This is a genomic window from Thiomonas sp. SCN 64-16, assembly GCF_001725585.1.
Taxonomy (GTDB): Bacteria; Pseudomonadota; Gammaproteobacteria; order Burkholderiales; family Burkholderiaceae_C; genus Thiomonas; species Thiomonas arsenitoxydans.
In genome coordinates this window covers 21,742-48,550 of record NZ_MEGQ01000016.1, presented here as the reverse complement: position 1 = coordinate 48,550, position 26,809 = coordinate 21,742, and the positions used below count along the sequence as shown (strand labels likewise).

At 63.4% G+C, this 26,809-nt stretch carries 25 protein-coding genes and 1 tRNA gene; 10 read left to right on the top strand and 16 right to left on the bottom strand.

Features of this window, described 5'->3' with window-relative positions:
• A partial coding sequence (locus tag ABT24_RS06235; protein ID WP_286737526.1) for a rhodanese-like domain-containing protein occupies window positions 1–420 on the bottom strand: 420 nt, incomplete at its 3' end.
• A gap of 185 nt (window positions 421–605) precedes the next feature.
• Entirely contained in the window at window positions 606–1,256 is a 651-nt protein-coding gene (locus tag ABT24_RS06230; RefSeq protein ID WP_013105242.1) for a protein-L-isoaspartate O-methyltransferase family protein, read from the bottom strand.
• Between the two features lie 200 nt (window positions 1,257–1,456).
• Between ABT24_RS06230 and ABT24_RS06225 the strand changes: the two genes are divergently transcribed.
• The 3 genes from ABT24_RS06225 (at window position 1,457) to ABT24_RS06215 (ending at window position 5,019) form a co-directional block, all read left to right on the top strand.
• Complete coding sequence (locus ABT24_RS06225; RefSeq protein WP_276727477.1) at window positions 1,457–2,737, top strand: Nramp family divalent metal transporter; 1,281 nt, start codon at window positions 1,457–1,459, stop codon at window positions 2,735–2,737.
• A gap of 121 nt (window positions 2,738–2,858) precedes the next feature.
• On the top strand, window positions 2,859–4,115 hold the full coding sequence (locus ABT24_RS06220; RefSeq protein ID WP_276727474.1) for an NRAMP family divalent metal transporter: 1,257 nt from the start codon (window positions 2,859–2,861) through the stop codon (window positions 4,113–4,115).
• A 55-nt stretch (window positions 4,116–4,170) separates the two neighbouring features.
• Complete coding sequence (locus tag ABT24_RS06215) at window positions 4,171–5,019, top strand: undecaprenyl-diphosphate phosphatase (RefSeq protein ID WP_276727470.1); 849 nt, start codon at window positions 4,171–4,173, stop codon at window positions 5,017–5,019.
• Window positions 5,020–5,031: 12 nt separating this feature from the next.
• Here the strand turns inward: ABT24_RS06215 and trmB are convergent, their stop codons facing one another.
• Complete coding sequence (gene trmB, locus ABT24_RS06210; protein ID WP_276727467.1) at window positions 5,032–5,742, bottom strand: tRNA (guanosine(46)-N7)-methyltransferase TrmB; 711 nt, start codon at window positions 5,740–5,742, stop codon at window positions 5,032–5,034.
• Between the two features lie 34 nt (window positions 5,743–5,776).
• Window positions 5,777–5,850 (bottom strand) — tRNA-Gly (locus ABT24_RS06205).
• Window positions 5,851–5,921: 71 nt separating this feature from the next.
• On the opposite strand from ABT24_RS06205, the gene ABT24_RS06200 reads away from it, so the two are divergent.
• The 4 genes from ABT24_RS06200 to ABT24_RS06185 are packed head-to-tail and all read left to right on the top strand — an operon-like array spanning window position 5,922 to window position 9,970.
• Window positions 5,922–6,461, top strand: a complete 540-nt coding sequence (locus ABT24_RS06200) for a DNA-deoxyinosine glycosylase (protein ID WP_276727464.1) — start codon at window positions 5,922–5,924, stop codon at window positions 6,459–6,461.
• A 1-nt stretch (window position 6,462) separates the two neighbouring features.
• Window positions 6,463–7,248 carry a class I SAM-dependent methyltransferase gene (locus ABT24_RS06195; protein WP_276708442.1) on the top strand — a complete coding sequence of 262 codons (786 nt, stop codon included), beginning with the start codon at window positions 6,463–6,465 and terminating at the stop codon, window positions 7,246–7,248.
• Between the two features lie 37 nt (window positions 7,249–7,285).
• Window positions 7,286–9,121: a type IV pilus assembly ATPase TfpB gene (gene tfpB, locus ABT24_RS06190; RefSeq protein WP_276727461.1), complete on the top strand. Its 1,836-nt coding sequence runs from the start codon at window positions 7,286–7,288 to the stop codon at window positions 9,119–9,121.
• 15 nt (window positions 9,122–9,136) lie between these two features.
• Window positions 9,137–9,970 carry a DUF4197 domain-containing protein gene (locus ABT24_RS06185; protein WP_276727458.1) on the top strand — a complete coding sequence of 278 codons (834 nt, stop codon included), beginning with the start codon at window positions 9,137–9,139 and terminating at the stop codon, window positions 9,968–9,970.
• A 119-nt stretch (window positions 9,971–10,089) separates the two neighbouring features.
• Here the strand turns inward: ABT24_RS06185 and ABT24_RS06180 are convergent, their stop codons facing one another.
• From ABT24_RS06180 to nadB, 5 genes are all read right to left on the bottom strand, one after another.
• Window positions 10,090–10,989, bottom strand: a complete 900-nt coding sequence (locus tag ABT24_RS06180; RefSeq protein WP_286737525.1) for a hypothetical protein — start codon at window positions 10,987–10,989, stop codon at window positions 10,090–10,092.
• A gap of 148 nt (window positions 10,990–11,137) precedes the next feature.
• Window positions 11,138–11,437: a BrnA antitoxin family protein gene (locus ABT24_RS06175; RefSeq protein ID WP_276727451.1), complete on the bottom strand. Its 300-nt coding sequence runs from the start codon at window positions 11,435–11,437 to the stop codon at window positions 11,138–11,140.
• On the bottom strand, window positions 11,421–11,690 hold the full coding sequence (locus ABT24_RS06170; protein WP_013105254.1) for a BrnT family toxin: 270 nt from the start codon (window positions 11,688–11,690) through the stop codon (window positions 11,421–11,423). The genes ABT24_RS06175 and ABT24_RS06170 overlap by 17 nt, the downstream gene beginning before the upstream one ends.
• A gap of 114 nt (window positions 11,691–11,804) precedes the next feature.
• Complete coding sequence (locus ABT24_RS06165) at window positions 11,805–12,641, bottom strand: inositol monophosphatase family protein (protein ID WP_276727448.1); 837 nt, start codon at window positions 12,639–12,641, stop codon at window positions 11,805–11,807.
• A gap of 6 nt (window positions 12,642–12,647) precedes the next feature.
• Window positions 12,648–14,213, bottom strand: a complete 1,566-nt coding sequence (gene nadB / locus ABT24_RS06160) for an L-aspartate oxidase (RefSeq protein WP_276727445.1) — start codon at window positions 14,211–14,213, stop codon at window positions 12,648–12,650.
• Between the two features lie 157 nt (window positions 14,214–14,370).
• On the opposite strand from nadB, the gene ABT24_RS06155 reads away from it, so the two are divergent.
• Window positions 14,371–15,150, top strand: coding sequence for a class II aldolase/adducin family protein (locus tag ABT24_RS06155; RefSeq protein ID WP_276727441.1), 780 nt, complete (start codon window positions 14,371–14,373; stop codon window positions 15,148–15,150).
• A gap of 30 nt (window positions 15,151–15,180) precedes the next feature.
• Here the strand turns inward: ABT24_RS06155 and panC are convergent, their stop codons facing one another.
• The 4 genes from panC to ABT24_RS06135 form a co-directional block, all read right to left on the bottom strand.
• Window positions 15,181–16,026: a pantoate--beta-alanine ligase gene (gene panC, locus ABT24_RS06150; RefSeq protein ID WP_276727438.1), complete on the bottom strand. Its 846-nt coding sequence runs from the start codon at window positions 16,024–16,026 to the stop codon at window positions 15,181–15,183.
• A gap of 21 nt (window positions 16,027–16,047) precedes the next feature.
• Window positions 16,048–16,908 carry a 3-methyl-2-oxobutanoate hydroxymethyltransferase gene (gene panB, locus ABT24_RS06145; protein ID WP_276727435.1) on the bottom strand — a complete coding sequence of 287 codons (861 nt, stop codon included), beginning with the start codon at window positions 16,906–16,908 and terminating at the stop codon, window positions 16,048–16,050.
• 84 nt (window positions 16,909–16,992) lie between these two features.
• Window positions 16,993–17,841 carry a segregation and condensation protein A gene (locus ABT24_RS06140; RefSeq protein WP_276727432.1) on the bottom strand — a complete coding sequence of 283 codons (849 nt, stop codon included), beginning with the start codon at window positions 17,839–17,841 and terminating at the stop codon, window positions 16,993–16,995.
• 40 nt (window positions 17,842–17,881) lie between these two features.
• Window positions 17,882–18,079, bottom strand: a complete 198-nt coding sequence (locus ABT24_RS06135) for a DUF3460 family protein (RefSeq protein WP_013105261.1) — start codon at window positions 18,077–18,079, stop codon at window positions 17,882–17,884.
• A 239-nt stretch (window positions 18,080–18,318) separates the two neighbouring features.
• On the opposite strand from ABT24_RS06135, the gene ABT24_RS06130 reads away from it, so the two are divergent.
• On the top strand, window positions 18,319–19,518 hold the full coding sequence (locus ABT24_RS06130) for an ammonium transporter (protein WP_286737523.1): 1,200 nt from the start codon (window positions 18,319–18,321) through the stop codon (window positions 19,516–19,518).
• Between the two features lie 27 nt (window positions 19,519–19,545).
• Here ABT24_RS06130 and ABT24_RS06125 read toward each other — a convergent pair whose 3' ends face one another.
• The 3 genes from ABT24_RS06125 to ABT24_RS06115 form a co-directional block, all read right to left on the bottom strand.
• Window positions 19,546–20,934, bottom strand: a complete 1,389-nt coding sequence (locus ABT24_RS06125; protein WP_276727429.1) for an alkaline phosphatase D family protein — start codon at window positions 20,932–20,934, stop codon at window positions 19,546–19,548.
• Window positions 20,935–20,957: 23 nt separating this feature from the next.
• Window positions 20,958–23,228, bottom strand: a complete 2,271-nt coding sequence (locus tag ABT24_RS06120) for a TonB-dependent receptor (protein ID WP_286737521.1) — start codon at window positions 23,226–23,228, stop codon at window positions 20,958–20,960.
• Between the two features lie 180 nt (window positions 23,229–23,408).
• A complete protein-coding gene (locus ABT24_RS06115) occupies window positions 23,409–26,102 on the bottom strand; it encodes a bifunctional YncE family protein/alkaline phosphatase family protein (protein ID WP_276727424.1) in 2,694 nt (897 codons plus the stop codon).
• A gap of 196 nt (window positions 26,103–26,298) precedes the next feature.
• On the opposite strand from ABT24_RS06115, the gene ABT24_RS06110 reads away from it, so the two are divergent.
• On the top strand, window positions 26,299–26,784 hold the full coding sequence (locus tag ABT24_RS06110) for a hypothetical protein (RefSeq protein ID WP_276727422.1): 486 nt from the start codon (window positions 26,299–26,301) through the stop codon (window positions 26,782–26,784).
• Window positions 26,785–26,809 lie beyond the last annotated feature (25 nt).

The window sequence follows — 26,809 nt, the reverse complement described above, 5'->3', positions numbered from 1 at the left end:
GTGCGCCACTTCGGGTCGGGTGGCGAGCAGGGCGTCGTCGAGTTGCGGGGTGAACGTGCTGGGCGTCGGCGCGGGCGTGGGCTGGCGGGTGAGCGGCAGCGCGGCGGCCTGCCAGGCGGTCATGCCGCCGTTGAGGTTGTACAACTCGCCGAAGCCGTTTTGCTCCAGAAAGCGGGCGATCATCATGCTGCGGTTGCCGCTACGGCAGATGACGACCAGCGGCTTGCTCTGATCGAGCTCGTTTTGCCGCAGGGGCACGATGCTCATGGGTATGTGGGTCACGGGGCAGTGCGGATGCTTGATCGCTGCCATCTGAAATTCCCAGGGCTCGCGCACGTCGAGGAATTGCCAGTCGGTGATGGGGGCGGTGGCGGCTTCGATCTTGTCGGCCAGTTCGCGCACGCTGAGTTGCTTGATCATCAGGGAGTCCTTGTTTTGTCAGAGGGTGTGAATGAGTCCGGCGTGACAGAGCAGTGCACCCAGAGGGTTCCAATCAAGGCGCAAAGCACAGCCGTGCCCGTAGGCACGGCGCGCATTTGCAACGCCGAGTGGGACGCTTTGGGCGCGATGAGCGGGCATGGCGGAGTCATTCACACCCTCTCGGTTCAGAATTGGAAGCGCGAGGGCTCGGGGAAATGCTCCAGCCGCGTGGCCACGGTATCGAACAGATCGCGGGTGCGGAAGTCGGTGGCGGTGGCGCGGGTGACGATCTGCGCGCGCATCACGGGTTCGTCGCCGACGATGGCCGCCAGCCGCCCGCCCGGTTTGAGGCGTTGCAGCAGGTCTTGCGGAATTTGCGCGACCGAGCCGGAGAGCACGATCACATCGAATTCGGCGCTTTTCGCGTAATGCGCGCCATCGGCCTGCTCGACGGTGACGTTGTTCATGCCGGCGCGCTGCAGGTTGGCGCGCGCCATGGTCACCAGTTCTTCATGAATTTCCAGGGTCTGCACCGCAGCGGCGCGGTGGCCGAGCAGGGCGGCCATGAAGCCGCTGCCCGCGCCGATTTCAAGCACCCATTCATCCTTGCGCACCGCGAGTTCTTGCAGGATGCGCGCCTCTACCTTGGGGGCGAGCATGTTCTGGCCGCAGGGCAGGGGAATTTCGGTGTCCATGAAGGCCAGACCGCGATAGGCCGCGGGCACGAAGTCTTCGCGGCGCACGCTGCCCAGCAGTTCGAGGATGCCGGCGTCCAGCACATTCCAGGGACGAATCTGCTGCTCGATCATGTTGAAACGGGCTTGCTCGATGCTCATGGGTTCTCCGCAACGCAGGGTGAAAGTGCCACAGTTTAATTTGTGATGCAAAACCGGCGGGCGGTGCGGTGTCTGCCGAAGAGCAAATTTCGCGCCGGTTGCCGCATTGTTCCGCGCTAAGACCGCCATATTCAAATCCAATTAGAAATTTATCGTAATTGACATAAATTATCGACAAGACGTTCAGCACGGAGAAGGTCATGTCGTATGCCTCCACACTCGATCAACGTACCGCTCAGGCCGCGCATATCGCCCTGAGCGGCGACCCAAAAGGCGTGCAGGGGCTGCGGCGAATCTTGCCTTTTATTGGCCCGGCGGTGGTGGCCTCGGTGGCGTATGTCGATCCGGGCAACTTCGCCACCAACATTCAGGCGGGCGCGCAGCATGGCTACACCCTGCTGTGGGTGGTGCTCTGGGCCAATCTGGCGGCGATTCTGGTGCAGGGTCTGTCGGCCAAGCTGGGCATCGCCACCGGACGCAATTTGCCCGAACTCATCCGCGAGCGTTTTCCGCGCAAGCTGGTGTGGTTTTACTGGGTGCAGGCCGAGATCGTGGCGATGATGACCGATCTGGCGGAGTTTCTCGGCGCGGCGCTGGCGCTGCATCTGCTGTTCGGCCTGCCCATGGGGGCTTCGGTGCTGGCGGCGTTTGTCGTGGTGATGAGCATTCTGACGCTGGAGCGCAAGGGTTTTCGTCCGCTGGAACTGGTGGTGGCCGCGCTGGTGGGAGTGATTGCGCTTGGCTACGGCCTGCAACTGGCGCTGAGCCATCCTGCTTTGCTTCCCATCCTCCAAGGCACGCTGAGGCCGAGTTTCGGCGGCAGCTCCGATGCGGTGTATCTGGCGGTGGGCATTCTGGGCGCCACCGTCATGCCGCATGTCATCTATCTGCATTCCAGCCTGACACAGCGGCGCATTCAGGTGCCGGTTCAGCGCAGGGCACTGCTGATGCGCTTCGCCTGGAAGGACGTGATGCTGGCGATGGGGCTGGCCGGTCTGATCAATATGGCCATGCTGGCGGTGGCTGCGGCCACCTTTCACCAGCAGGGCCTCGCGGCCAATGATCTGAGCGAGGCCTATCGCACCCTCACGCCCATTCTCGGCGCGGGCGCGGCCACGGTGTTCGCCCTGGCGCTGCTGGCCAGCGGCATTTCGAGCAGTGTGGTGGGCACGATGGCGGGGCAGGTGGTGATGCAGGGGCTGGTGGGTTTCACCGTGCCGCTGTGGGTGCGCCGTCTGGTCACCAGCTTGCCGGCTGTCGGGGTGGTGATGTTGGGCATCGATCCGACGCGCACGCTGGTGTTTTCGCAGGTGGTGCTGTCGTTCGGCATTCCCTTCGCACTCGTGCCCTTGCTGCTGTTCACCTCCAACCGGGGTTTGATGGGCGAATTGGTCAATCGGCCGACGGTGCGCTGGGTTGGGTGGGCGGTGACGGCGCTGATCATCGCACTGAATGCGCTATTGCTGTGGAAGCTGATTTGATGGTTGGCGAAGAACGAAAGAAGTGTGAGCAGGAGTAAATGCGATTGAATTACAAATAAAAGTAAATAGCATTTGCAGCATAAGCCTTCGCTCCCGCGTGGGCAGATGAGAGGCAAATGCCATGTCCGCAAGTTCCACCCTGCCACAGCCCGGCCCCCGGGCGCTGTCCCGACTGGCCATTTTTCTGGCCGTGCTCGGCCCGGGGCTGGTGGTCATGCTGGCCGATACTGACGTCGGCAGCGTGATCACTGCGGCGCAAAGCGGGGCGCAGTGGGGCTACCAGTTGCTCAGCTTGCAGCTGGTACTCATTCCCATTTTGTATGTGGTGCAGGAGCTCACGGTGCGGCTGGGCATTTTCACCGGCAAGGGGCATGGCGAGCTGATTCGCGAGACCTTCGGTGCGCGCTGGGCCTGGGTATCGGTGGCGGGCTTGGCGGTGGCTTCGGTCGGGGCCATCATCACCGAGTTTTCGGGGGTCGCCGGAGTGGGGGCGCTGTTCGGCGTGCCGCGCGGCTGGAGCCTTGGTCTGGCGGCGATATTTCTGCTGGCGGTGGTGTGGACGGGGTCTTACCGCCGGGTGGAGCGCATCGCCATCGCGCTTGGGCTGTTCGAGCTGGTGTTCGTCTGGGTGGCGTTTCGCGCGCCGATCGATGGCGCGCAGGTGTTGCAGGGGCTGGGCCATGTGCCGGTGCAGCATCCGGCGTATTGGTATCTGGTGGCGGCCAATATCGGCGCGGTCATCATGCCGTGGATGGTGTTCTATCAACAGTCCGCCGTGGCCGACAAAGGGCTCAAGCCGGAGCAGTACGCCGCCGCCCGCTGGGACACGGCGGTGGGCGCCGCGCTCACCCAGCTCATCATGGCGGCGGTGCTCATGGTGACCGCTGCGGTGCTTTGGAGCGGGCACAGCACCGCGCCGCTTAACACCGTGGGGCAAATAGCGCAGGCGCTCGCCCCGACGCTGGGCGAGACGCTAGGGCGCACCGTCTTTGGCCTGGGCATTCTGGGCGCGGCCATGGTGGCCGCCATCGTGGTGGCGCTGGCGGCGGCTTGGGGGTTTGGCGAAGTCACCGGCTACAAGCACTCGCTGGAACTGCATCCGAGGCAAGCGCCGTGGTTCTACACCGTGTTCAGCGCGGGGGTGATTGGCGGGGCGCTGGTGGTGGCTTTCGTGCCCGATCTGGTCGCTCTGTCCATCGGGGTGGAAGTGATGAACGCCTTGATGCTGCCGCTGGTGCTGGGGTTTTTGGTCGCGCTGGCTGCCAAGGCACTGCCCCCAGAGCATCGCCTGCGCGGCGCGTACTTCTGGGTGGTCGTCGCCGTGGTGGTGCTGACCGCTGGTTTAGGGGTGTATGGGGGGCTGAGCAGCCTGGTGTGAGCCTTTTTGACGCAAAGTTTGCGGATAATCGCAACCTTTTGTCATAAGGGTCAGCATGGACGCGCATTCCGCCATCGTGGTGGTGATTCTCGGCTTGGTCGAGGGCATGACCGAATTTCTGCCGATTTCCTCTACCGGCCACCTCATTCTCGCCGCCAGCTTGCTGGGCTGGGTGAGCGACAAGGCCAAGGTGTTCGAAATCGCGATTCAAAGCGGCGCCATTCTGGCGGTGATGTGGCATTACCGCATGCGCATCGGCGAAGTGCTCACCGGACTGACCGCCGACGAACCCGCGCGCCGCAACACCGCCTGGCGCTTTGCCATCAATGTGCTCATCGGCTTCATCCCGGCGGCCATTCTGGGCTTGCTGTTTGCCAGCGCCATCAAACGCTGGCTGTTCGCACCCGTGCCGGTGGCGCTGGCTTTTATCGTTGGCGCCTTGGTGATCTTCTGGGCAGAAGCCTGGCAGAAGCGGTCGGCGCAGCATGTGCGCATTCACCATGTGGACGACATGCGTGCCATCGATGCGGTCAAGGTCGGCATCGCCCAGGCGTTTGCGCTCATTCCCGGCACCAGCCGCTCGGGTGCTTCGATTATTGGTGGCATGTTGTTCGGCCTCAGCCGCGCGGCTGCCACCGAGTTCTCCTTCTTCCTCGCCATTCCCACCCTGCTGGCCGCCACGGTGTACGAGCTTTACAAAAATCGCGCCTTGCTCAGCCTGAGCGATGTGCCCACCTTCGGCCTCGGCATGGCGGTGGCATTTGTCTCGGCGCTGATGGTGGTGCGCTGGTTGCTGCGCTATGTGGGCGGGCACAGCTTCGTGCCCTTCGCCTGGTACCGGGTGGTATTCGGCGCGCTGGTGCTGGTCACCGCCTGGGGCGGCTGGGTGAACTGGTCTGGATGAAGTTCGACGGATTCACCGGGTGGTGAACACCAGATCCCAGACGCCGTGGCCGAGATTGAGGCCGCGGCGCTCGAATTTGCTCACCGGGCGCCAGTCCGGGCGCGGGGCGTAATCGGCGGCCGTGTTGACAAGTCCCGGCTCGGCGCGCAACACCTCCAGCATGTGCTCGGCGTAGGGCTGCCAGTCGGTGGCGCAGTGCAGATAGCCGCCCGGGCGCAGACGGCTGATGGCCAGCCGCACGAATTCCGGCTGGATCAGGCGCCGCTTGTGATGCCGCTTTTTCGGCCACGGATCGGGAAAGTAGATGTGCAGTCCGTCCAGGCTGTGCGGCGCGATCATGTGCCGCAGCACCTGCACCGCGTCGTGCTGCACGATGCGCAAATTGGCGAGCTTGGCGGCGTCGATGCGCTGCAGTAGCGCGCCCACGCCGGGTGGGTGCACTTCCACGCCGATGAAATCTATCTCGGGCTTTGCTGCGGCGATCTGCGCCGTGGCGTCGCCCATGCCGAAGCCGATTTCAAGCACCCGCGGCGCGGCGCGGCCGAACACGGCGGACCAATCGGTGACGGCGTCGGCATAAGGCACGATCCAGCGCGGCCCCAGTTCCGCCAGCGCGCGCGTCTGCGCCTCGGTGGTGCGCCCGGCGCGCAGTACAAAGCTGCGGATGCCGCGTTGCCGGAGCGTGTCGGCGTCGTCTGTTGCGGGGTTAGGGTCAGCCGTCATGGCGAAAAAAATCCGGCTCAGGCCGGAGATGATTTGGAGCGGGTGAAGGGAATCGAACCCTCGTATGCAGCTTGGGAAGCTGCCGTTCTGCCATTGAACTACACCCGCGACGCGACAAGGTTGGCGATTATAGGCAGGTGCTTGGCCGCGGCCATGGCGGCAGCGGCGACAATGACGGTATGGCTCGTTCGTTCGCTTCCGCCCTTGCTCCTGTTGCACCTTCCGCGCCGATGCTGCGGGGGCTGGCGCCTGCGGTGCGGGGCGATTGCCGCCTGCTGGTGCTGGGCAGCTTCCCGAGCGTCGCCTCGTTGCAGGCGCAGCAGTATTACGCGCATCCGCGCAATCAGTTCTGGCCCATCGTGGGCGATTTGTTCGGGCTGGATCTGATGCAGCGGCCCTACGCGCAGCGCATCGAGGCGGTGTGCGCGCGCGGGCTGGGCATCTGGGATGTGTACGCCCACTGCCGCCGCCAGGGCAGTCTGGACAGCGCCATTGCGGATGCGCTGCCCAATGATCTTCCTGCCCTCGTCGCGCGGCTGCCTGCGCTGCAACTCATCGCGCACAACGGGGGCGAATCGGCCCGCGCCATGCGCATCACCCGCAGCCTCGGCCCCGAGGTGCGCCGTCTGCCCTCCACCAGCCCGGCGAATGCGAGCTGGAGTCTGGAGCGCAAGCGTGCCGCCTGGCGGGAGGCATTCATCGCTGCAAAACTCATTTGATATGGCCCGTAAACCCACCTTGCCCCAACCCACCCTTTCCGAAGAGGACGGCGTGCGCCATTTGCATCTGGGCACGCCCTGGATCCAGGGCAGCATGCGCATCGCCCGTCCCAACGATCTCGAACTGGAGTATGTGCAGCGCATGATGGCCTGGATGCTGCTGTTGCCCGACAAAGCCTGGCGCGGCGGCACGGCGGTGCAGTTGGGCCTGGGCGCCGCGGCGATCACCAAATTCATGCTCAAGCGCTTGCGGCTGCCCTGCGTGGCGGTGGAGCTGAACCCGGGCGTCATTCTGGCCGCGCATCGCTGGTTTGCGCTGCCAGAGCCTGGCGGCAAGTTGCAAGTGCTGTGCGCGGATGCCGGCGCGTATGCGGCCGACCCCGCCTATGCGGGCAGTGCGGCGGTGTTGCATGTGGATATGTACGACGAGCAAGCCGCGGCCCCCGCGCTGGAGTCTGCCGAGTTTTACGCCGCATGCCGCCAACTGCTGGGCGAGCAGGGGGTGATGGTGGTCAATCTGTTCAGCGGGCCGGGTCATGTGCGCGTGCTGGAGCGCAATCTGCAGCGCATCGTCGCGGCGTTCAACCAGCCGGGCGACAGCGTGTGGCAGCTACCGCCCAACCGCGACGGTAACCTCATCGCCATCGCCCTGCGCGACGCCACGCAGAGCCCGCTGCCGACGCGCGCGCAGTTGCTGGAGCGCGCCGATGCCGTGGCGCAGCGCACCGGCGGCCTGCCGGCGCGGCGCTGGGCGCGCTTGCTCAAGCGCCTGCATCCGGCGCGTTAACACGGCGTCACAAGGGGCTGTCCTACACTCGGTTTTTATGGACGTTTCCCGCCCCCCCACTCGCTCGGCCGACCCTTCCGCCCCGCCCAAGGCGCGATCTGCACCGGGTGCGCCGCCTGCGGCGCAGGGTCGGCTCGATTGGCGCGAACTGCTGCAGTGGCTGGAGGCAGACGGCCTGATTGACGCGGCTGCGGGCCGCTACGGCTGGGAGCGCTGCGCTCACGCCAGCGGCAAGCTGCATGCGCTGCAGCGCGTGGCGCTGGCCGGGCTCAAGCGTCTGAGCGATGGCCGCACGCTCGATCTGGATGTGTTGACCGAATGGCTGGCGCAGCGTGCCAATCTGCCCTATTTGCGCGTCGATCCGCTGAAGGTCGAGATCAGCAAGATCGGCGATCTCATGTCCACCAGCTACGCCGAGCGCCACCGCATTCTGCCCGTGGCGGCCTCGACCGAGGCGGTCACCATCGCCACCTGCGAGCCCTTCGACCGCGGCTGGGTGCCCGAGATGGAGCGCATGCTGCGCCGCCCCATCGAGCTGCAGGTCGCCAGCCCGGCCGACATCACCCGCTACACGGTGGAGTTTTTCAACCTCGCGCGCTCGGTCAAACATGCGCAGAAAAACGGCAGCACCGGCGGGGTCAACCAGTTCGAGCAGTTGGTGGAACTGGGCCGCAGCGGCAAGACGCTCGACGCCAACGACGCCGGCGTGGTGCAGGTGGTCGATTGGCTGTGGCAATACGCCTTCGAGCAGCGCGCCTCCGACATCCACCTCGAGCCGCGGCGCGACATGGGAGTCATCCGTTTTCGCATCGACGGCGTGCTGCACACGGTTTATCAGGTGCCCGGTTCGGTGATGGGCGCGATGACCAGCCGGGTCAAGCTGCTCGGCCGCATGGACGTGGTCGAAAAGCGCCGCCCGCAAGATGGCCGCATCAAGACCCGTCGGCCTTCGGGCGACGAGGTGGAGCTGCGCCTGGCCACCATGCCCACTGCGTTTGGCGAAAAACTCGTGATGCGCATCTTCGATCCCGACGTGGTTGTGCGCGACATGCCCGCACTCGGCTTTCCGGCGCACGAAGCGCGCGACTGGCAGCGCCTGACCCATCAGCCCAACGGTGTCATCCTCGTCACCGGGCCCACGGGCAGCGGCAAGACCACCACGTTGTATTCCACCCTCAAGCGCCTAGCCACCGAGGAGGTGAACGTCTGCACCGTGGAAGACCCGATCGAGATGGTCGAGCCCGCGTTCAACCAGATGCAGGTGCAGCCCGCCATCGACCTCAGCTTTGCCGAAGGCCTGCGCGCGCTGATGCGGCAAGATCCCGACATCATCATGGTCGGCGAAATCCGCGACCGCGAGACCGCCGACATGGCGGTGCAGGCCGCGCTCACCGGGCATCTGGTGCTGTCCACCCTGCACACCAACGACGCACCGTCGAGCATCACCCGCCTGCTCGAACTCGGCGTGCCGTCCTACCTCGCTAGTGCCACCTTGCTCGGCGTGCTCGCGCAGCGTCTGGTGCGCACCCTCTGCCCGCATTGCAAGCAGCCCGACGACGCCTTCGACCAAGAGGCCTTTCGCGCGGCCGTGGCGCCGTGGAAAACGCAATCGGAGGTGCGCCCCTACAAACCCGTGGGCTGCGTGGAATGCCGCAACACCGGCTATCTCGGCCGCATCGGCCTGTATGAGCTGCTGAGTTGCAGCGAGGCGCTGCGGGCGTTGCTGGTGCGCAGCCCCGAACTCGCGCCTCTGCGGGCGCAAGCCATCAAAGACGGCATGAAGCCGCTGCGCCTGGCTGGCGCCATCAAGGTGGCCGAAGGCGTCACCACGCTCGACGAAGTGCTGCGCGCCACCCCAGATCCACAACGCTGACCCTCGGAGAATTCGATGAAAACACGTCCCCTGGCTTTGCCTCTTGCCCTTGCCGTCGTGCTGGCGCTCGCCGCGCCACTGCCCGCAATGGCCTTCGATCTCGGCAACCTGACCAACCAGCTCAGCGGCGCGCTGGGCACGGCGCAAGCGCCTGCGCAGCAAGCCGCCCAACCGAACTCGGCCGGGCAGGGCAGCGGGGCGTCTTCGGGCGCGGTGAATGCCGCAGTGGCGGCGCTGAGCAACGGCGAAGTCGATCAGGGACTGAAGACCGCACTGTCGCGCGGCGCAGACATCGCAGTGAAAGAGCTGGGCCGCGAAAACGGCTTCTATGGCAACGCCAAGTGGCGCATTCCCCTTCCGCCCGCCATCGAGAAGGCCAGCGGCCTGATGCGCATGGCCGGCATGGGCGCTCAGGCCGACCAGCTCGATCTGGCCATCAACCGCGCCGCCGAAGCCGCCGTGCCCGAAGCCAAAACCTTGCTGGTAGATGCGGTGAAAAGCATGTCAGTGCAAGACGCCAAAGGCATTCTCACCGGGGGCGACGAGGCCGCGACCGATTACTTCAAACGCAAGACCGAAGCACCCCTGACGCAAAAATTCCTGCCCATCGTCACCCAGGCCACCGACAAGGTCGGCCTCGCCCAGACCTACAACCGCTTCGCCGGGCAGGCCGCGCAGTTCGGCCTCGTCAAGGCCGATCAGGCCAGCATTCAGCAGTACGTCACCCAAGAGGCGCTCAAGCGCCTGTACCAAGCCATCGGCGAGCAAGAAAAAGCCATCCGCACCGACCCCGTGGGCACCGGCAGCAAGCTGCTGGGCAAAGTCTTCGGCGCGGCGTTGGGGCGGTGAAGGCGGGGCGAGTGATGGATCGGGCGCTACGAAGTTAGACCCCCGTTACCTGACCCCCGTTACGCGTACGCGTGCGTCGAGCGCGTGACCCCCGTAACTCGTACGCGCGTTCATCGATTTCACCAGCGATCTTCAAGTTTATGGAATTTTAAAGTATTTGGAAATCGACGCCTTACGCGCAAAATAAGCCTGAGTCCTATAATTATATAGATAGCCCCTAGATATGTGTATAAGTAATCTATAGGCTTGTTATTAAAATAAAATCCACTCCGAAAGTGCAGTGGAAAGAATAAATTGCCCACAAAAAACACGATGCCGCCAATAAAAACTATCCAACCTGAGAATGATTTGGAAATAAAAAATCCACTTTTAAGGTGCATTCTATTTGATTTTTTGGCCGCTGCAGATGCTGGCAATAAGCCATAATTCGTCAATCCATTTGGGATGCCTTTTATGGAGCCACATAGTTCTACAGAATTTGGGTCACCTGTATGAAGAATCTCTAATGTAAATCCATCCTTTGCGTCAAGATAATCAAAATATAATTCTGCTGCAATATCATCCTGTGATGGGTATATGCATTTTATGCCCAAAAAATCTCTCGTCGTTTCAATTATCCTGCTGTCTAGTATTTTAAGGGATTTATCTTTCAGCTTGACTCGAACTGGATTGGATGAAACTATGTCGCTGCCATTTATTGTATTTTCCCCAGCATTCCAAATAATCGCCGTATAACGAGAAAGCTTTGGAATTTTATTCCCATCGTAGAATATAGTAATCGCCTTTGGGAGCATTCCGCCTAATAATTTCTCATGCATTTCCTGAAATGCAATAATGGATCTTTTGCGGGATAAATAATAAAAATATATAGCCAATATTGCTCCTGCGATCCCAATAAAATTTCCCACCCATCCTGTAGATAGAACATCACGAATCCCATCAATCAGAGCCACGTTCATTCTCAATACCTGCCGTTCCAAGTTAGAAAATTGCCTACTATTATCAGTGTTGAGTGTCATTACAGAAGATTACACGAATGGCTGCATACGGCGCATGGTTAGGGGTCACGCATGTTTGCACAGCTGGGGTCATATGATTGGCGTCAGGTCTAGCGGTTGCATCCATAACTGGTTGCTTGTTAACGAGGAGCACCATAATCCAGACAGCTTACGCACCGCGAGAATGACGTGCGACGTATTTGCGGAGAACGCTGTCCATCAAGGACTGCCAACCTTCGCCGGTGGATTTGAAATAGGTGATGACCTCGGGGCTGTAGCGCACCGACACGAGCAACTTCTTGTTTGCGGACTTGGGGCGGCTACGAACCGAGGCTAGGGGAACCATGGCCTTGAGTTGCTTGGGAGTGAGCGGTTGAGCATCGGGGTCGCTTCGAGCGGTCGCAGTGATGGCTTTGTCCTCTTCGGTCGTCGGTATACGAACGATGGGGCGATTAGAAGTTTTGGACATAGTGTTTGACCTCACGTCGATTGGCGCGGCGAAGGCTGATGATCCTTCGCGTGTTGTCGCGATCGATAAATGCCACGTAGTAGAGGGTGCCGGTTTTTGGGGCGAGGGCGATCATTCGCGTCTCGCCGTAGTCAAACCGCGCATCGATCCACACCAACGCAGCTTCCCAGTCGAGTTCACCGGCAAAAGCCAACGACACGCCGTGCTTGGCTTGGTTCGAGAGATCCTTGGCTGGGTCGAACTCGATACGCATGCTTTACTGTAGCTACAGTAAAGACGAATTTCAATGGGCAAGCAACAGGGTTTCAAGCAAAGCGTCCGCCCGCGGTAGTGCCAAGACTTGCCCGCAGCTCGGGCGGTTGGGCGCTCAGTCGAGCGCGCCGCCGTTCGCAGCCAACCACTGCGTCCATTGCGCAAACAACCCCGCATCTCCCGCGCATACGGCCGAGCGTTTTTCGAGGGTGTTGTTGAACACGGCTTCGCCCACCAAAGTTTGCCCATGACCGCCAGCTTCGCTGAGGATGAGGCTGCCTGCGGCGTAGTCCCACAGGCCCTGGCTGCCGTGCAGGTAGAGGTGGAAGCGGCCTGCGGCCACCCAGCACCAGTCGAGCGCTACTGAGCCGATGGAGCGTTGCGAGCTGTAGGGTGGGCGCATCGCCAACTGCGTGGCCAGCGGGGCTGAAAGCCGCTTGAAGTCGATGCAGGCGATGGTCTTGGATAGCGGCACTTGTGTGGCGGGTACGCGCAAGGGCTGGCCGTTGAGAAATGCGCCGGCGCCCAGGGCGGCGCTGAAGACTTCGTCGCGCATCACATCGACGACGACGCCCAGCCGAACCCGGCCGCCCTGTATCCACGCCAGCGAGGGGCCGAACACCGGCAGGCCGGCGGAGAAGTTGCTGGTGCCGTCAAGCGGGTCGAGCACCCAGAGGCCGGGGCCGTCTGGCGAGGCGGCTTCTTTCGCCATGTGTTGCTGTTGCGCTTCGGCGGTCATTTCTTCGCCCAGCAAGGGAATGTGCGGCCAGAGGGCGGCGAGTTCGTGCTGCACTCGGGTTTGCATGGCCAGATCGGCGTCGGTGACCCAGGTGCCGTCGGCCTTCAGGCGTGGGTCGGGCGACTGCGCACGGGGCAGAATTTCTGCGCGTGCGGCGTTGCGCAGCAAGGCGCTGACCAGGGCGAGATCGGGGAGGGCGTGCGGTGTGGGCATGGGCAGTCAGGGCACGAGAATGGTGGGTGCGGCGGGCGCGGCGGTCTGCGGCCAGTCGAGGCTGTAATGCAGGCCGCGGCTTTCGTGCCGCAACTGCGCCGAGCGCACGATGAGAGCGGCGACTTGCAGCAGATTGCGCAGCTCCAGCAGATCGCGGGTGACGCGGAAGTTGGCGTAGAACTCGTCCACCTCGGCTTGCAGCAGGGCGATGCGGTGGGCGGCGCGCTCCAGCCGCTTGTCGGTGCGCACGATGCCAACGTAGTTCCACATCATCCGGCGCAGTTCGTCCCAGTTGTGGCTGATGACCACGAGTTCGTCGGCGTCGCTCACGCGGCTTTCGTCCCAGCGGCGGGGCGTGGGCACGGCGGGAGGCGCGGCTTCCTGGATGGCGAGCGCGGCGGCCTTGCCGAACACCGCGCATTCCAGCAGGGAGTTGCTCGCCAGCCTGTTGGCGCCGTGCAGGCCGGTGTAGGCGACTTCGCCCGCTGCGTAGAGGCCGGGCAGGTCGGTGCGGCCCGACAGGTCGGTGAGCACGCCGCCGCAGGTGAAATGCACTGCGGGCACCACAGGTATGGGCTCGCGCGCCATGTCGATGCCGAGTTCGAGCAGGCGGGCGTGAATGGTGGGGAAGTGCTGGCGGATGAAGGCTTCGCCCTTGTGAGTGATGTCGAGATAGACGCAGTCGAGGCCGCGCTTTTTCATCTCGAAGTCGATGGCGCGGGCCACCACGTCGCGCGGGGCCAGTTCGGCGCGCGGGTCGTGCGCGGGCATGAATCGGGCGCCGTCGGGCAACACGAGTTTGCCGCCTTCACCGCGCACCGCTTCGGTGATGAGGAAGCTCTTGGCTTTGGGGTGATACAGGCAGGTGGGGTGGAACTGGATGAACTCCATATTCGCCACGCGGCAGCCTGCGCGCCAGGCCATCGCCAGGCCGTCGCCGCTGGCGGTGTCGGGGTTGGTGGTGTAGCGATACACCTTGCCGGCGCCGCCGGTGGCCAGCACGGTGTGCGCTGCGGCGAAGGTCTCGACCCGGCCACTGGCGGTGTCGAGGGCGTAGGCGCCCCAGCAGCGCGGGCTGGCCTTGCCGTCCACATGACGGTCGGTGATGAGATCGACGGCGACATGGTTTTCCAGCAGGGTGATGTTGGGATGGGCCTTGGCGCGGGCGAGCAGCGTGGTCTGGATGGCCGCGCCCGTGGCGTCCACCACATGGGCAATGCGGCGTTGGCTGTGGCCGCCCTCGCGGGTGAGGTGCAGCGCGGCGCCTTCGGTGTCGAAGGGCACGCCTTGTTCGCGCAGCCAGGCAATGGCGTCCGGCCCGTGCTCGATGACAAAGCGCGTGGCCGGCAGATCGCCCAGCATCGCACCGGCGACCAGGGTGTCGTGCACGTGCTCCTCGAAGCTGTCGCCCTCGGCCAGCACCGCGGCAATGCCGCCCTGCGCCCATTGGCTGGACGAGACGTCAAGCGTGCGCTTGGCCAGCACCGTCACCTTGAGGCGCTCGGCAAGATGCAGTGCGGTGGACAGGCCGGCCAGACCGGCGCCGAGGATCAGAACATCACTTTGGGGCATGGTGGGTCAACGCGTGGGTCAGCGCTTGGAGGAGGGGCGTCAGTGAAGGGGTGATGAAAAGGTGATTGTCCCTTGTTCGCGCGGCCAGCGCCTTGTTCGCTGACAAGGCGCGCAAATGGGCCGAAAATCAGCTTCCATAAAAACGAAGGAGACAAACATGAACATACCGAACCTGGAACACGCGGTGGACCCGCAGGAATGGTCGCTGCGCTGCGATCTGGCGGCTTGTTATCGGCTGGTGGCCTTGCACGGCTGGAGCGATCTGGTGTTCACTCACATCAGCGCCAAGCTGCCGCTTTCGCTGACCGGTGGCGACCACCAATTTCTCATCAATCCCTATGGCCTGATGTTCGAGGAGATCACGGCGTCGAGTCTGGTGAAGGTGGACGCCGAGTGCAACAAGTTGAGCGAGAGCCCTTATCTCGTCAATCCGGCGGGCTTTGTCATCCACAGTGCGGTGCACGAGGCGCGGCCGGATGCGGTCTGCGTGCTGCATACCCATACCCGCGCCGGTGTGGCGGTGAGCGCGCAGGAGCACGGCGTGTTGCCCATCAGTCAGCAGAGCACTTTCGTGCTGGCATCGGTGGCTTATCACGACTATGAGGGCGTGGCGTTCCGTTCCGACGAAAAGCCGCGTCTGCAGGATGATCTGGGGGACGCCAACTTCCTCATTCTGCGCAATCACGGCCTGCTGACCGTGGGCGCTAGCATCGCCGATGCCTTTCTGGGCATGTATGTGCTGGAGAGCGCCTGTCAGATCCAGATCGCCGCGCTGGCGGGTCAGCAGGGGGTGGAAGGGCTGCGCCAGGTGCATCCGCAGATTCTCAGCGGCGTGGCGGAGGCCATGCGGGTGCAGACCGGTGGCATGGGCGGCGCCTTTGTCTGGCCTGCGCTGCTGCGCAAGCTCGAACGCACCGATCCCGGATACCGGGCTTGAGGGCGCCGTCTCAAGGTTGCCGGGGGGCGTTCAGCACTCCAGGTTGTCGATCAGCCGGGTGCGGCCCAGGCGGGCGGCGGCCAGCGCGACGCAGGGCGTGCCGCGGTGCAGGTCTTGCGCGGTAGGCGGCTGCAGGTCGGCGCGGCGGCGCAGGGTGAGGTAATCGGGCGTCCAGCCGAGATGGTCGAGGCGGGTCATGGCCTGTTGTTCGAGCAGGTGAATCTGCTCGGGGGCGGTCGCGCTGCGGGCGTCTTCGGCCAGGGCGCGCAGCGCGGCCTGGAGTTGCGGTGCCTGCGCGCGTTCTTCAGCCGTGAGGTAGCCGTTGCGCGAAGACAGCGCCAGTCCGTCGTCGGCACGCACCGTGTCGAGGCCGATGATGGTGATGGGCAGGGCGAACTGCTCGACCATGCGACGGATGAGAAGCAACTGCTGATAGTCCTTTTTGCCGAACACGGCATGGCGCGGCTGCACCATCTGGAACAGCTTCATCACCACGGTGGCCACGCCTTCGAAATGACCGGGGCGGGCGGCGCCGTCGAGAATGTCGGCGATGGCCGGATCGGGCAACACGCGGAAGGTCTGCGGCTGCGGGTACATCTCGGCTTCGTCAGGGGCGAACAGCAGGTCGCAGCCGGCGTCGGCCAGCAGCGCCGCGTCGTGCGCAAGGGTGCGCGGGTAGCGGTCGAAGTCTTCGTTCGGCCCGAACTGCAGGCGGTTGACGAAAATGCTCGCCACCACCGGGACGTTTTCCTGCCGCGCGCGGGCGATCAGGCCCAGATGACCGGCGTGGAGGTTGCCCATGGTGGGCACTAGAGTCCGATCAGGGTGCGGCTCGAGCGCGGCGCGCAGGTCGGCGACGGTGTGGACGGTCAGCATGGGCAAGGGCGGGAGGAAGAATCAGGCGGTATAGCCGTGCAGGGCTTCGTCGGGGAAGGTGCCTTGTTTGACGGCGTCGACATAGCCGCGCACGGCGTCGAGAAGGCTGGGCGCGCCCTGCATGAAGTTGCGCACGAAGCGCGGTTTGGGGCCGCGGGTGATGTCGAGCATGTCGTGCAGCACCAGCACTTGGCCATGGGTGCGCGCGCCCGCGCCGATGCCGATGGTGATGCCGGGATAGGCCGCGCTGATCTGCGCTGCCACATCGGAGGGCACGAGTTCGAGCACCAGCATGGCCGCGCCCGCAGCGCCGACTTCGGCCGCATGACGGCGCAGGGTGTCGGCCGATTGCGCGTCGCGGCCCTGAATGCGGTAGCCGCCGAGCGCATGCACACTCTGCGGCGTGAGGCCGAGGTGGGCGCAGACGGGAATGCCGCGCTCCACGAGGGCGGCGATGACGGGCGCGGTCCAGCCGCCGCCTTCGAGCTTGACCATCTGCGCACCGGCCTGCATTAGCGCCACGCTGCTGGCCACGGCTTGCTCGACTCCACCCTGGTAGCTGCCGAAGGGCAGATCGGCAATGAGCCAGGCGCTGCGATTGCCGCGCGCCACGCACTGCGTGTGATAGACCATTTGTTCGAGCGTGACGGGCAGGGTGGAGCCGTGACCCTGCATCACCATGCCCAGCGAGTCGCCCACCAGCAGGCAATCCACCCCGGCAGCGTCGAGCAAGCTGGCGCTGGCCGCGTCGTAAGCGGTGAGCATGGCGATTTTTTCGTCGGCCTCACGCATGGCGCGCAGGCGGTGCAGGGTGAGCGGTTTGCGCGGAGCGCTATCACTGCGGGGCGCAGCGCCGTAGGGCGCGGGAGAGTCTGCTGACATGGCTTGAGCTCAGGTGGAAACCGGGGCATTATGCCCGCGCCGGGTTGGTTTTTGCGAACGAGCGTTCGATTTCTGGCCTGCGCATCAACTTGGGGTGTAAGCCAGCCGCACATACAGAGGGGCGAAGGCTTCGGCCTGGGTGATTTCCACCAGCGCTTCCCGGGTGAGTTCGAGTAGCGCCACCAGCGTGACCACGGCGACGGGCACGCCCTGTGCGGGGTCGAACAGTTCGTGAAATTCGAGGAAGCGCTTGCCTTGCAACTGGCGTAGCACGCGGCTCATGTAATCGCGCACCGAAAGTTGCTCGCGGGTGATCTTGTGGTGAGTATGCAACTTGGCGCGCTTGAGAATGTCGCTCCACGCCTGTTGTAGTTCGTCGGCCGTCACGTCGGGCAGGCGCGGTGCGGCGTCACGGTCGAACAGCGCTTGCGCACGCCAGAAGTCGCGTCCGAGCACGGGCAGGGCGTCGAGCTGCTGCGCAGCGAGCTTGAAGCGTTCGTATTCCAAGAGCCGGCGCACGAGTTCGGCGCGGGGATCTTCGGGCTCGGCGCCGGGCTCGGTGGGCGGCCGCGGCAGCAACATGCGCGACTTGATCTCGATGAGCATGGCCGCCATCAGCAAATACTCGGCGGCCAGCTCCAGATTGTGTCGGCGGATTTGCTCGACATAGCTCAGATACTGCGCCGTGACCTGCGCCAGCGGAATGTCGAGGATGTTGAAGTTCTGCTTGCGGATAAGGTAGAGCAGCAGATCCATCGGCCCTTCGAAGGCTTCGAGAAAGACTTCGAGCGCATCGGGCGGGATGTAGAGGTCTTGCGGCAGCTCGAACAGCGGCTCGCCGTACAGCCGCGCGACCGCCATGCCGTCGACCGTGGCCGGGGTGCTGTCCACCGCCGGAGACATCAGCGCGGCGTCGCCGGGCGCGGCGGTCATGGAATGGCTTGCAGCGAAGCTCGCCACGCTCGGGGCGACTTCAGTGACTGCCGTAAACGTAGGCTTTCTGCGGCACGCGGGCCGCCTGGAATTCCCGGGTCAGCTCGGGGTTCTGCGGTTTGTCCCAAAGCCGGGCACGCCCTTCTTTTTGCTTGGCCTCAAGCTGCGGATCGCTGTGCTTCAGATCCTGGATGAAATGCGTCACTTCAGAAACGTAAGGTTTGACTTTGAAAGGCATGGACGTTCTCGAATGGAAACCGCAGGAGGAACAACGAGCCCGCCATTCTAAGCAAGCGGCTGCTCTGATCGATGCGCCCGAATACGGTGCGCAACGCCTTGATATGGTGCGAACCAAGCCCTGTCATGCACCGAAAATGCGCAGTTTGTGAGCGGTTGTGAACCCAACAGGGGCACCGTGCGCCATTTATGGGCACGAAGTTTGCTGTATCTACCTAACTCTTATCAGGAACCCCAATCGTGCAAGACGCCTCCAGTGGAAATGTGTTGTTCATCCTTCTCGGCGCCATTCTGGTGCTCGCCATGCACGCCGGGTTCGCCTTTCTTGAGCTGGGCACGGTGCGCAAGAAAAACCAGGTCAACGCGCTCTCCAAAATCATCACCGACTTTTCCGTCTCGGCGATTGCCTACTTTCTGCTCGGCTACGGCATCGCCTACGGTCATCATTTTCTCGTGGGCGATGACGTGCTCACCCGCGATCATGGCTACGAGTTGACCCGGTTCTTCTTTTTGCTGACCTTCGCCGCGGCCATTCCGGCCATCATTTCCGGCGGCATTGCCGAGCGCGCCAAGTTCTGGCCCCAGCTCATCGCCACCTTCACCATCGTCGCCTTTATCTACCCGTTTTTCGAGGGCATTGTGTGGCACGGCAATCTGGGCATTCAGGCATGGTTGCAGTCCACTTTCGGCGCGCCCTTTCACGATTTCGCCGGCTCGGTAGTGGTGCATGCGATGGGCGGCTGGATCGCGCTGCCCGCCGTGCTCTTGCTCGGGCCGCGTCGCGGCCGCTATCACGCCAACGGGCAGATGTCGGCGCATCCGCCCTCGTCCATCCCATTCCTGGCGCTGGGTTCGTGGATACTGATCGTGGGCTGGTTCGGCTTCAATGTGATGAGCGCGCAAAAGCTCGACCAGATCAGCGGTCTGGTGGCGGTGAACTCGCTCATGGCGATGGTGGGCGGCACCCTGGCGGCGCTGGCCGCGGGCAAAAACGACCCTGGCTTTCTGCACAACGGGCCGCTGGCCGGTTTGGTGGCGGTGTGCGCGGGTTCAGACGTGATGCACCCGCTGGGCGCGCTGGTGGTCGGCGCGGTGGCCGGGGCGCTGTTCGTCTGGATGTTCACCCTGACGCAAAACCGCTGGAAGATCGACGACGTGCTGGGGGTGTGGCCGCTGCACGGCCTGTGTGGCACCTGGGGCGGCATTGCCGCGGGCATTTTCGGCATGAAGGCGCTGGGCGGGCTGGGCGGGGTGTCGCTGGCCTCGCAGATCGTCGGCACGCTGATGGGCATCACAGTGGCCCTGATCGGCGGCTTCGTGGTCTATGGCGTGCTGAAAAAGACCCTCGGCATCCGCCTCGACGCCGAAGAGGAATTCAACGGCGCCGACCTCTCCATCCACCGCATCAGCGCCACCCCGGAGCGCGAGGCGTCGTGGTGAGGCGTCGGTGGGCAGCGAATGTACGCTCTAGCTCCAGCCCAGGTCGGCCAGCGCCAGGGTGTGCGACCACAGCAGCTTGCCGCCGACGTTCTTGGCTTGCAGCTCCAGCCGCCGCTCCTTGCCCTCGCCGCTGAATTTGAGCACGCCGTAGTTGCGCTCAGCGACTAGCGTGCCGGGTACGCGGTTGGGATTGCCGTCGCCTTTGGCCGGCCTGGAATTCAGCGGCGAGCAGGTGAACTCCACCAGCGGATAGTCGCGCTTGCCGCCGTAGGCCGGACGCGGATACCGGATCAGCTCGGTGATGTGCCGGTCTCCCGAGAGAAACAGCAAGCCGGGGATGCGGTATTGCTGCAGCCAGCCGAGAAATGCGGCGCGTTCTTCGGGAAACTGGTTCCAGCCCTCGTAAGCGTCGTCGTCGTTGAAAAACTGGCCGCCAGCGGCGACGATCTTGAAGCGGGCGCGCGAGGACAGCAGGGCGTTGCGCAGCCAGCGCATCTGCGCCGGGCCGAACATCACCTTGCCGCGGTCACCCGGGCTGGTGGCGTCTGCGCTGCGCCACCAACGATCATCGAGCAGAAAAATATCGGCATCGGCGATGCTGGTCTTGGTGAACACTCCGGCGACGTCGCCAACGCCATACGTCGGGTTGGCCCAATAGGTTTTGAACAGATCGAGCGAGGCGTTCTTGAACTCGAAACTCGCATCGCTGTCGTTCGGGCCGTAATCATGGTCGTCCCAGATCGCCACTTGCGGGGTTGAGCGTAAAAACGCATCCAGCGGAGCGAAGCCGCGCTGTTGGCGGTAGCGCAGCGCCATGCCTTGCGGGCTCTGACAATCCACCTCGCGGTAATAGAGGTTGTCGCCCAGCCACACCATCAGATCGGCGCCTTCCTGCGTCATCGGCTCATAAATTTCGTAGCCGCCGCCATAGGGCTGGCCCGGCCGATCGAATAGCGGGTCGTTCAGATACGCGCAAGAACCCGTCAGGAGGGTGACATCGGGCGGCGGTGAACGAAACTGCCAGATGGGCTGCGTGCGCACGACGAGGGTGCGATTCGCAGCCGGTTTGCCATTGACCCAGGCCACAGCACGGTAGCGCGTGCCGGGAGAGAGATCGTCCATGACCAGATGAGCGCAGAACTGCCCTGCCGCATCGGTGCGAACCGACGCGGAGCGCTTTTTCTCGCCGGGCTGATTCTCTGGGGCATACTCCAACGCCACTTCGGCTGCGCCGGGCGTCTGCACCCAGATGAGGGCAGAGCGTGCAGCCACATAGCCCTGCATCGGCCCGGCGTAGAGCACGCCGGGGGCGGCTGGTTCAGCCCAGGCTGCAGGAAAGGGCCATTGCCCGGTGGCCAGCAGCGCGGAAGTCACCAGACCGCCCCGCAAGAATGCGCGGCGGGTCGGAGGGATCAACGCGGTCTTCGGCGCCGCGCCCATCAGAACTGCGCCTCCAGGCTGAGGTAGTAGCTGCGTGGCAGGTTGTATTTGATGAGCGGGTCTTTGGCGCTGCCCGGAAAGCCGGTGCTGTATTTGGTGATGTAGCGCTTGTCGAACAGATTGTTCACGTTGAAGCCTACGCTGACTTTTTGCAGACCCAAGCCGCGCACCGTGTCGCCGCCCTTCCAGGTGTAGCGCAGCGAGGCATCGGCGATGGTGTGCGCCGGAATGGGGGACTTGAAGTCCGTCCAGTAGGCCTCGCTGGTGTGGCGCACGCCCAGCTTGGCTCGCCACGGGCCGACGGTGTAGATGCCGCCCAGCGCCATCGTGGAGTGTGGCGAATACGGCATGGGCACCTTGGCCGAGGTGAACTGCGCGTTGAGCAGCCCCAGGTTGGCGTAGGCCGACCAGTTTTTGTCGATCTGGAAATTGTTCTGCCAGGCGATGCCCTCATTCACAGCCTTGCCCACGTTGGCCAGAATGGAGATGGACTGGGTGGCGCCAGGCGGCGTGTAGCTGAAACTCTGGATGTAGTCGTCGAAGTTGACGCGGAATACATCCACGCCGCCGCTCCACATGCCGAAGTCGTAGATCACGCCAGCGTCGTAGGTCGTGGCCTTCTGCGGGGCAAGATCGGGGTTGTAGGTGCCGGTGTAGTACTGGTTGTATTGCGGCGGATTGCTGTTGCGGGTGTAGTTGGAGTAAACGTTGATGCCCTGTGCCAGCTTGTAGTTCACGCCGAGAGAGGGCATGGTGGTCGAGAAGCTGGAGCTGTACTGCCCCGCAGTACCCTTGGATTTGGCGACTGCCGCATAGTCGATGAAGTCGCGCTCAGTCTTGAGGTATTTCAGTCCGGCCTGCAGGGTCAGGCGGTCGGTGGGCTTGAAGGTAAAGTTGAAATAGGGCTCGTAGAGCTTGGTCGAGACCGGTTCCTTGTACACCGAACCCAGATACTGGCCCGTGGTGCTGCTGATGAACTGCTGGTCGTGCGTGGTGTCGTTCTTGTTGAACCAGATGCCAGCTTCCAGCCCCAGGTTGTCGGTAATGGGCGTGGTCAGCTTGAAAATATTGCCCCAGCGCCGGGTGTCGTTGATGCCATGCGACATGAACAGGCCGCCCACTGGCGCTTTGACCGAGCCATACACCCCATTGGGCTGCAGCAGGTTGTAGGTGCTGTTGGTGTAAGCGCCGCCGCCGTAGCCGTTGCCCCGGTAGTAATAAAGCTGGTTGGAGACGGTGACCTTGCCGAAGGTGGCTTCGTATTTGGCATAGGTCAGCCAGTTTTGATATTGGTTGTAGTTGTAGGTGGGCGAGAGACCGTTTTGTTTGCCATTGACGACCGGGTCGCCGCGGTAGACGTTGCAGGTGTCGCCATATTTGGCGTAGTCGGCCTTGGTGCAACCGCCGTAGTAATTGAACTTCTGGTTGTTCTGGGTGTAGAACAGGGTCAGCGCGCCGGTGCCGAGTTGGGTCACGCTCTTGAACAGGTATTGCTTCTGGTCGCTGGGCGTGTTGTCGAAATAGCCGTCGCTGTGGGTTTTGTTCGCGTAGAACCACAATGAAGTCGGGGCGCCGCTATTGGCGCCGAGCAGCCCGGAGTTGACCAGGGTGCCGAAGTTGTATTTGCCGAAGGAGCCGTATCCGCCGAGCAGGGAAACAGAAGGTTTGGCGCTCGGGTTCAGCGAATAGGTCTCGACCGAGCCGCCAAATGCGGCCAAGCCCGGAATGGCGGCTGAAGCGGCTCCCGGAAAATATCGCGTCCCCGCGATCAGGCGCGTGTGGATGAACTCGTTGGTGTAGAAGGCGTAGCTGTCGTTGTCGTTCAGCGGTATGCCGTCGAGTGTCCAGTTGATGAGATTCTGTCCGAAGCCGTTGATGTACACCGTGTCGCCGTTCATGCTGTCGCCATCGCTAGTGACGACCACATTGGGCATGTTTTCCAGCCCGCGGGTGAACGAGTCGGTGGGGTCGAGCGACTGAAACTGGCCGGCAGTGATTTCGGTTTGGGCCTGTGTGGCCTCAGGGTTGAACTGCTGGATGGTGTTGAGCTGGCTTTCGGGGATGGAGGTTACCGTGCCCGATGGCGCTTTCAGGAAAAAGCCGTCCCCCGGCTTTGTGGCGCTGGTCTGTCCTTGCGCCTGCACTTCGCCCAGACTGGTTTGCGCGTGGGCTTGCGCTGCGGCGCCAAAAGCCAGCGCGAGGGCGACGGTGAGCTTGAGGTTTGATCGCTTGAGTGGGTTTTGTGATGGGCAATGCACAGCGGGTTTCATGGTGGTTGCAGAAGGGGGAAAAGAACTCGTCATTTTTGAGACACGATGTGAAAATCTGTTGAATTCATGTGTCAGAACGATGACGTTGTTTTTCTGCAGACGCGGGATTTCTTGCCATGAAAAAGGCCCCTTTCGGGGCCTGGTGAGATGGGTTTAAATGCCTTTTGGGGTGCATCGATTTCAGTCGTCGTCTTGACCGGCAATCAGGCTGGAGGCAGGTCGCCGCTGTGCTTTGGCCAGGGCTTGCACATGCGCAAGCATGGCGGCGTAGGCCGCTGGGCCTCGGCTGGCCAGCCATTCCTGCCGCATCTGCTCGGGGCCGGAAACCTTGAGCAATGCGGTCGGGGTATAGCGGTGAGCAGGGGGCGGTGCGCTCTGGGCCACCTGGCCGACACCCGGCACCACGACTTCAGGCAGTGCGCGAAAAGGGGCGTCGGCTGGGCAGACGCCGGGGTTGCGCTGCATCGGCACTAGAGACGGCAGCACGGGGTAGGGCGCGGCATCGGGCGTGCTGCGCCAGATGCCGGAAAGCACATGGGCGTTGGCGTCCCATTGGGACATCGGCGGAATGTCGGCCACGGTTTCGATGGTGCGCAGCAGATCGACCTGCGAGAGATGCTGCGTGACCCGCACGCCAGGCTTGACCCACGGCCCGGCGGCGACGGCGAAGGTGCGGTGGGCGTCGATGTGATCGGCGCCCGACTGCGCGTCGTCCTCGGTCAGCAGCACCAGGGTGTGCTTCCAACCCGGCAGTTTGGACAGGCTGTGGATGACCTGCGCGGTGGCTTCATCGTTGTTGGCCACATAGCTGTCCGGGCTGGGCAGGCAGGGATGGCGGCCGGCGGTGTGGTCGTCGGGCAGCCAGATATAGAGCACGCGCGGCAGGGGGTGATGGCGCAGCCAGTTGTCCACGACTTTGGCGCGGTCGGTGTCGAGGATGAGGCGATCCCAGGCCGGGTAGTCCATGGCCAGATGGGCGCGCAGTGCAGGCGAGATGTCGCCGATTTTGTTGCGCGAGGCAAACTCCCCAAAGTCTTCGAAACTCACCTTGTGCGCGAGCAGATCGTTGAACAGAAACAGCCGCGCCGGGTAGGTGATCCAGGGGTTGCTCCAATGCCCGAGCGCGGAGAGATTTTTGTAGATCGCATAAGGGTTGCGCGCATCGCTGGCGCCGGGGGCGAGCGACTGCGTCCAACCCGAATTGGCGATGTAGCCGCGGTCGGAGTAGTACAACGGCCAGGTGCGCTGAAGGAAGTCGGAGTCTGATCCGGCGGTCGTCCATTGATGGCCTTGCGAGGTCACTTCGCCATCGGCGTAGAAATTGACGAACAGCGCGCCCAGGTCGGCCATGCGATAGAGGTTGGGCAGTTCGCGCGGGCCGTAGAGGTTGAGCGCAGGGTCGGCCCAATGACCCGCCGCAGCGTATTTGCCGAAGTCTTCGTCAAAGGTCTTGTTCTCGCGCAGGATGAACACGACATGCTGGATGTGGCCGTGCAACCAGGCTGCGGCTTTGGCGTTTTCGGACGCCAGTTGCCGACGCTGCGCGGCGCTGAAGCCGTTGTTCGACAAGGCAGCTTGCGTCCAGGCCGGGGCGTGTATGGGCAGCTCGCGCAGGTCGATGCGTTGCAGCACGCCCTGCATGAAATTGCCCACCCATTGATGGTGGATATTCGGCCCGCCACCCATGCCCTTGGCGCTGGCAACGTACAGGGCGTTGCCCTGTACCGTCACCGCTGTGGGATACCAAGCCGTCGGAATGAGGGCGAGGCGTTTGCCACTGGCGAGGTCGTACACCGCGACATCGTTGTTGCCGGCGTTGGCCACGAACAACTTGCCTTGCGACACCGCCAGTGCGTCCGGGTAAGAGCCGGGCGGCGCGCCGGGGTAGGGGCTGTCGTCGATCACCCGCACGACTTTGAGGGTCTGTGTGTTCACCGCGACGAGGCGGTCGAGGTTGGCGTCGGCCACCCAGACGTTCGGTGAGTCGGGTTGCGCCGCCAGCGCGGTGGGATGGGCGCCGGCTGCGCCGCTGCGCGGGCCGAGCACCGGGCCTGTGGGCACTGCGCCCAGCACCTTCCAGGCCGCGCGGTCGATGATGGTGACGCCATTGCCGCCCCAGTTGCTCACCACCAGCCGTTTGCCGCCATCGGCCAAAGTGACGGCGAAGGGGTAGCTGCCCACGTTGAGATAGTGGGTCACCCCAGTCTGCAGGTCGATGCGCGCCAGACTGTTGGCCAGCATCCCGGTCACATAGGCGTGCCGCCCGTGCGGGCCGATGACCACGCTGTCGGGATAGAAGTGACGGGTCTGCTGCCAGTCGCCGGCATATTGATAGGGGTATTGATCCCGCGGGAAGGGCTGCCACTGCAAGCGATAACGGCGAAGCAGACGCAGCGGGCCGTTGCCAGACGAGCCGAGGGCCAGAAGGTCGTCGCTATTGCCGCCCGTGGCGTAGAGCGTGCCGTCAGGCCCCGCGGCCAGCCCCTGAAACAGGCTTTGGCCCTTGATGATTTGCTCGCCGTCATCGGCTTTGCCGCCATTCTGATCGCCCTGTGCGACCGTCGCTCCGGGTGCTGCATGCTTTTTGTCCTTGGCAAAAAGGGCACCCACCCGGCCTTCGGGCTGCAGGGTCTCGGCAGCGAAACGCAGCACGTTTTGTTGTTTGCTCGCCCCTCCCGTGAGCACGGCCACATGGCCGTCGCTGAGGGCGATCTGGGTGGGGAAGTTCGGGGTTTCAACGATTTGTCCTGCCGGGGTGAGCAGGCGGCCGCTGGGCAGGAGCGCACTTGGCGCTTGAGCCGCGAGGACGCTCTGGGACAGGCTAAGGGCGCCGAACACAAGGAGGGATGGGTAAGGGGGGGAAGGACGAGTCATCGTGTAGACCTCTGGTCATTGAATTTGGCGTTGAACAAGTCGCTGTTGAACATAGGCAGGAACAGCGTCACGGGCGTGTCAAGATCAAAAAAAGAGGTGACCATTTGTGTCAGACAAGAGGCATCGCCTGCGCGAAATTGCGGTTTTGGAAAAACGGTATAAACTGTTTATTCTATTTTCATTGAAGGAGGCCACCATGCCTGTTGCCAAATCCAACCCGTCCGCCAAAGTCACTAAATCCGCCGTCGTGCCCGCACGAGCGCCCGCTTCCGCGCCACGCAAAACCGCCAAGCCCGCCACGCCGCAAAAGACCGCCGCGAAGCGGGCGACCCCTCATGTGGTAGCCAAGGGCGCTGCCAAGGGGGCGACTAAACCCACCGTCAAGGCGCCCGCACGCAAGACGGCAGTCGCCAAGGCAGAGAAATCAACGTCCGCGCCTGCCGCCTTGAGCAAACCGCCCAAGATCAAACTGGTGCGCGACAGTTTCACCATTCCTCGCGCTGAGTACGAGATGCTCGATGCGATTAAGGATCGTCTGGTCAAGCTGACGCGTCCTGCGAAAAAAAGCGAAGTGCTGCGCGCCGGCATTGCCGTGCTGGCCGCGCTCAACGATGCCGCCTTGCTGGCCGCGTTGGAGGCCGTGCCCGCCATCAAGACCGGCAGGCCGAAAAAGGCGAAGTAAGACCTTGCATCGGGGCTGAGTCCGC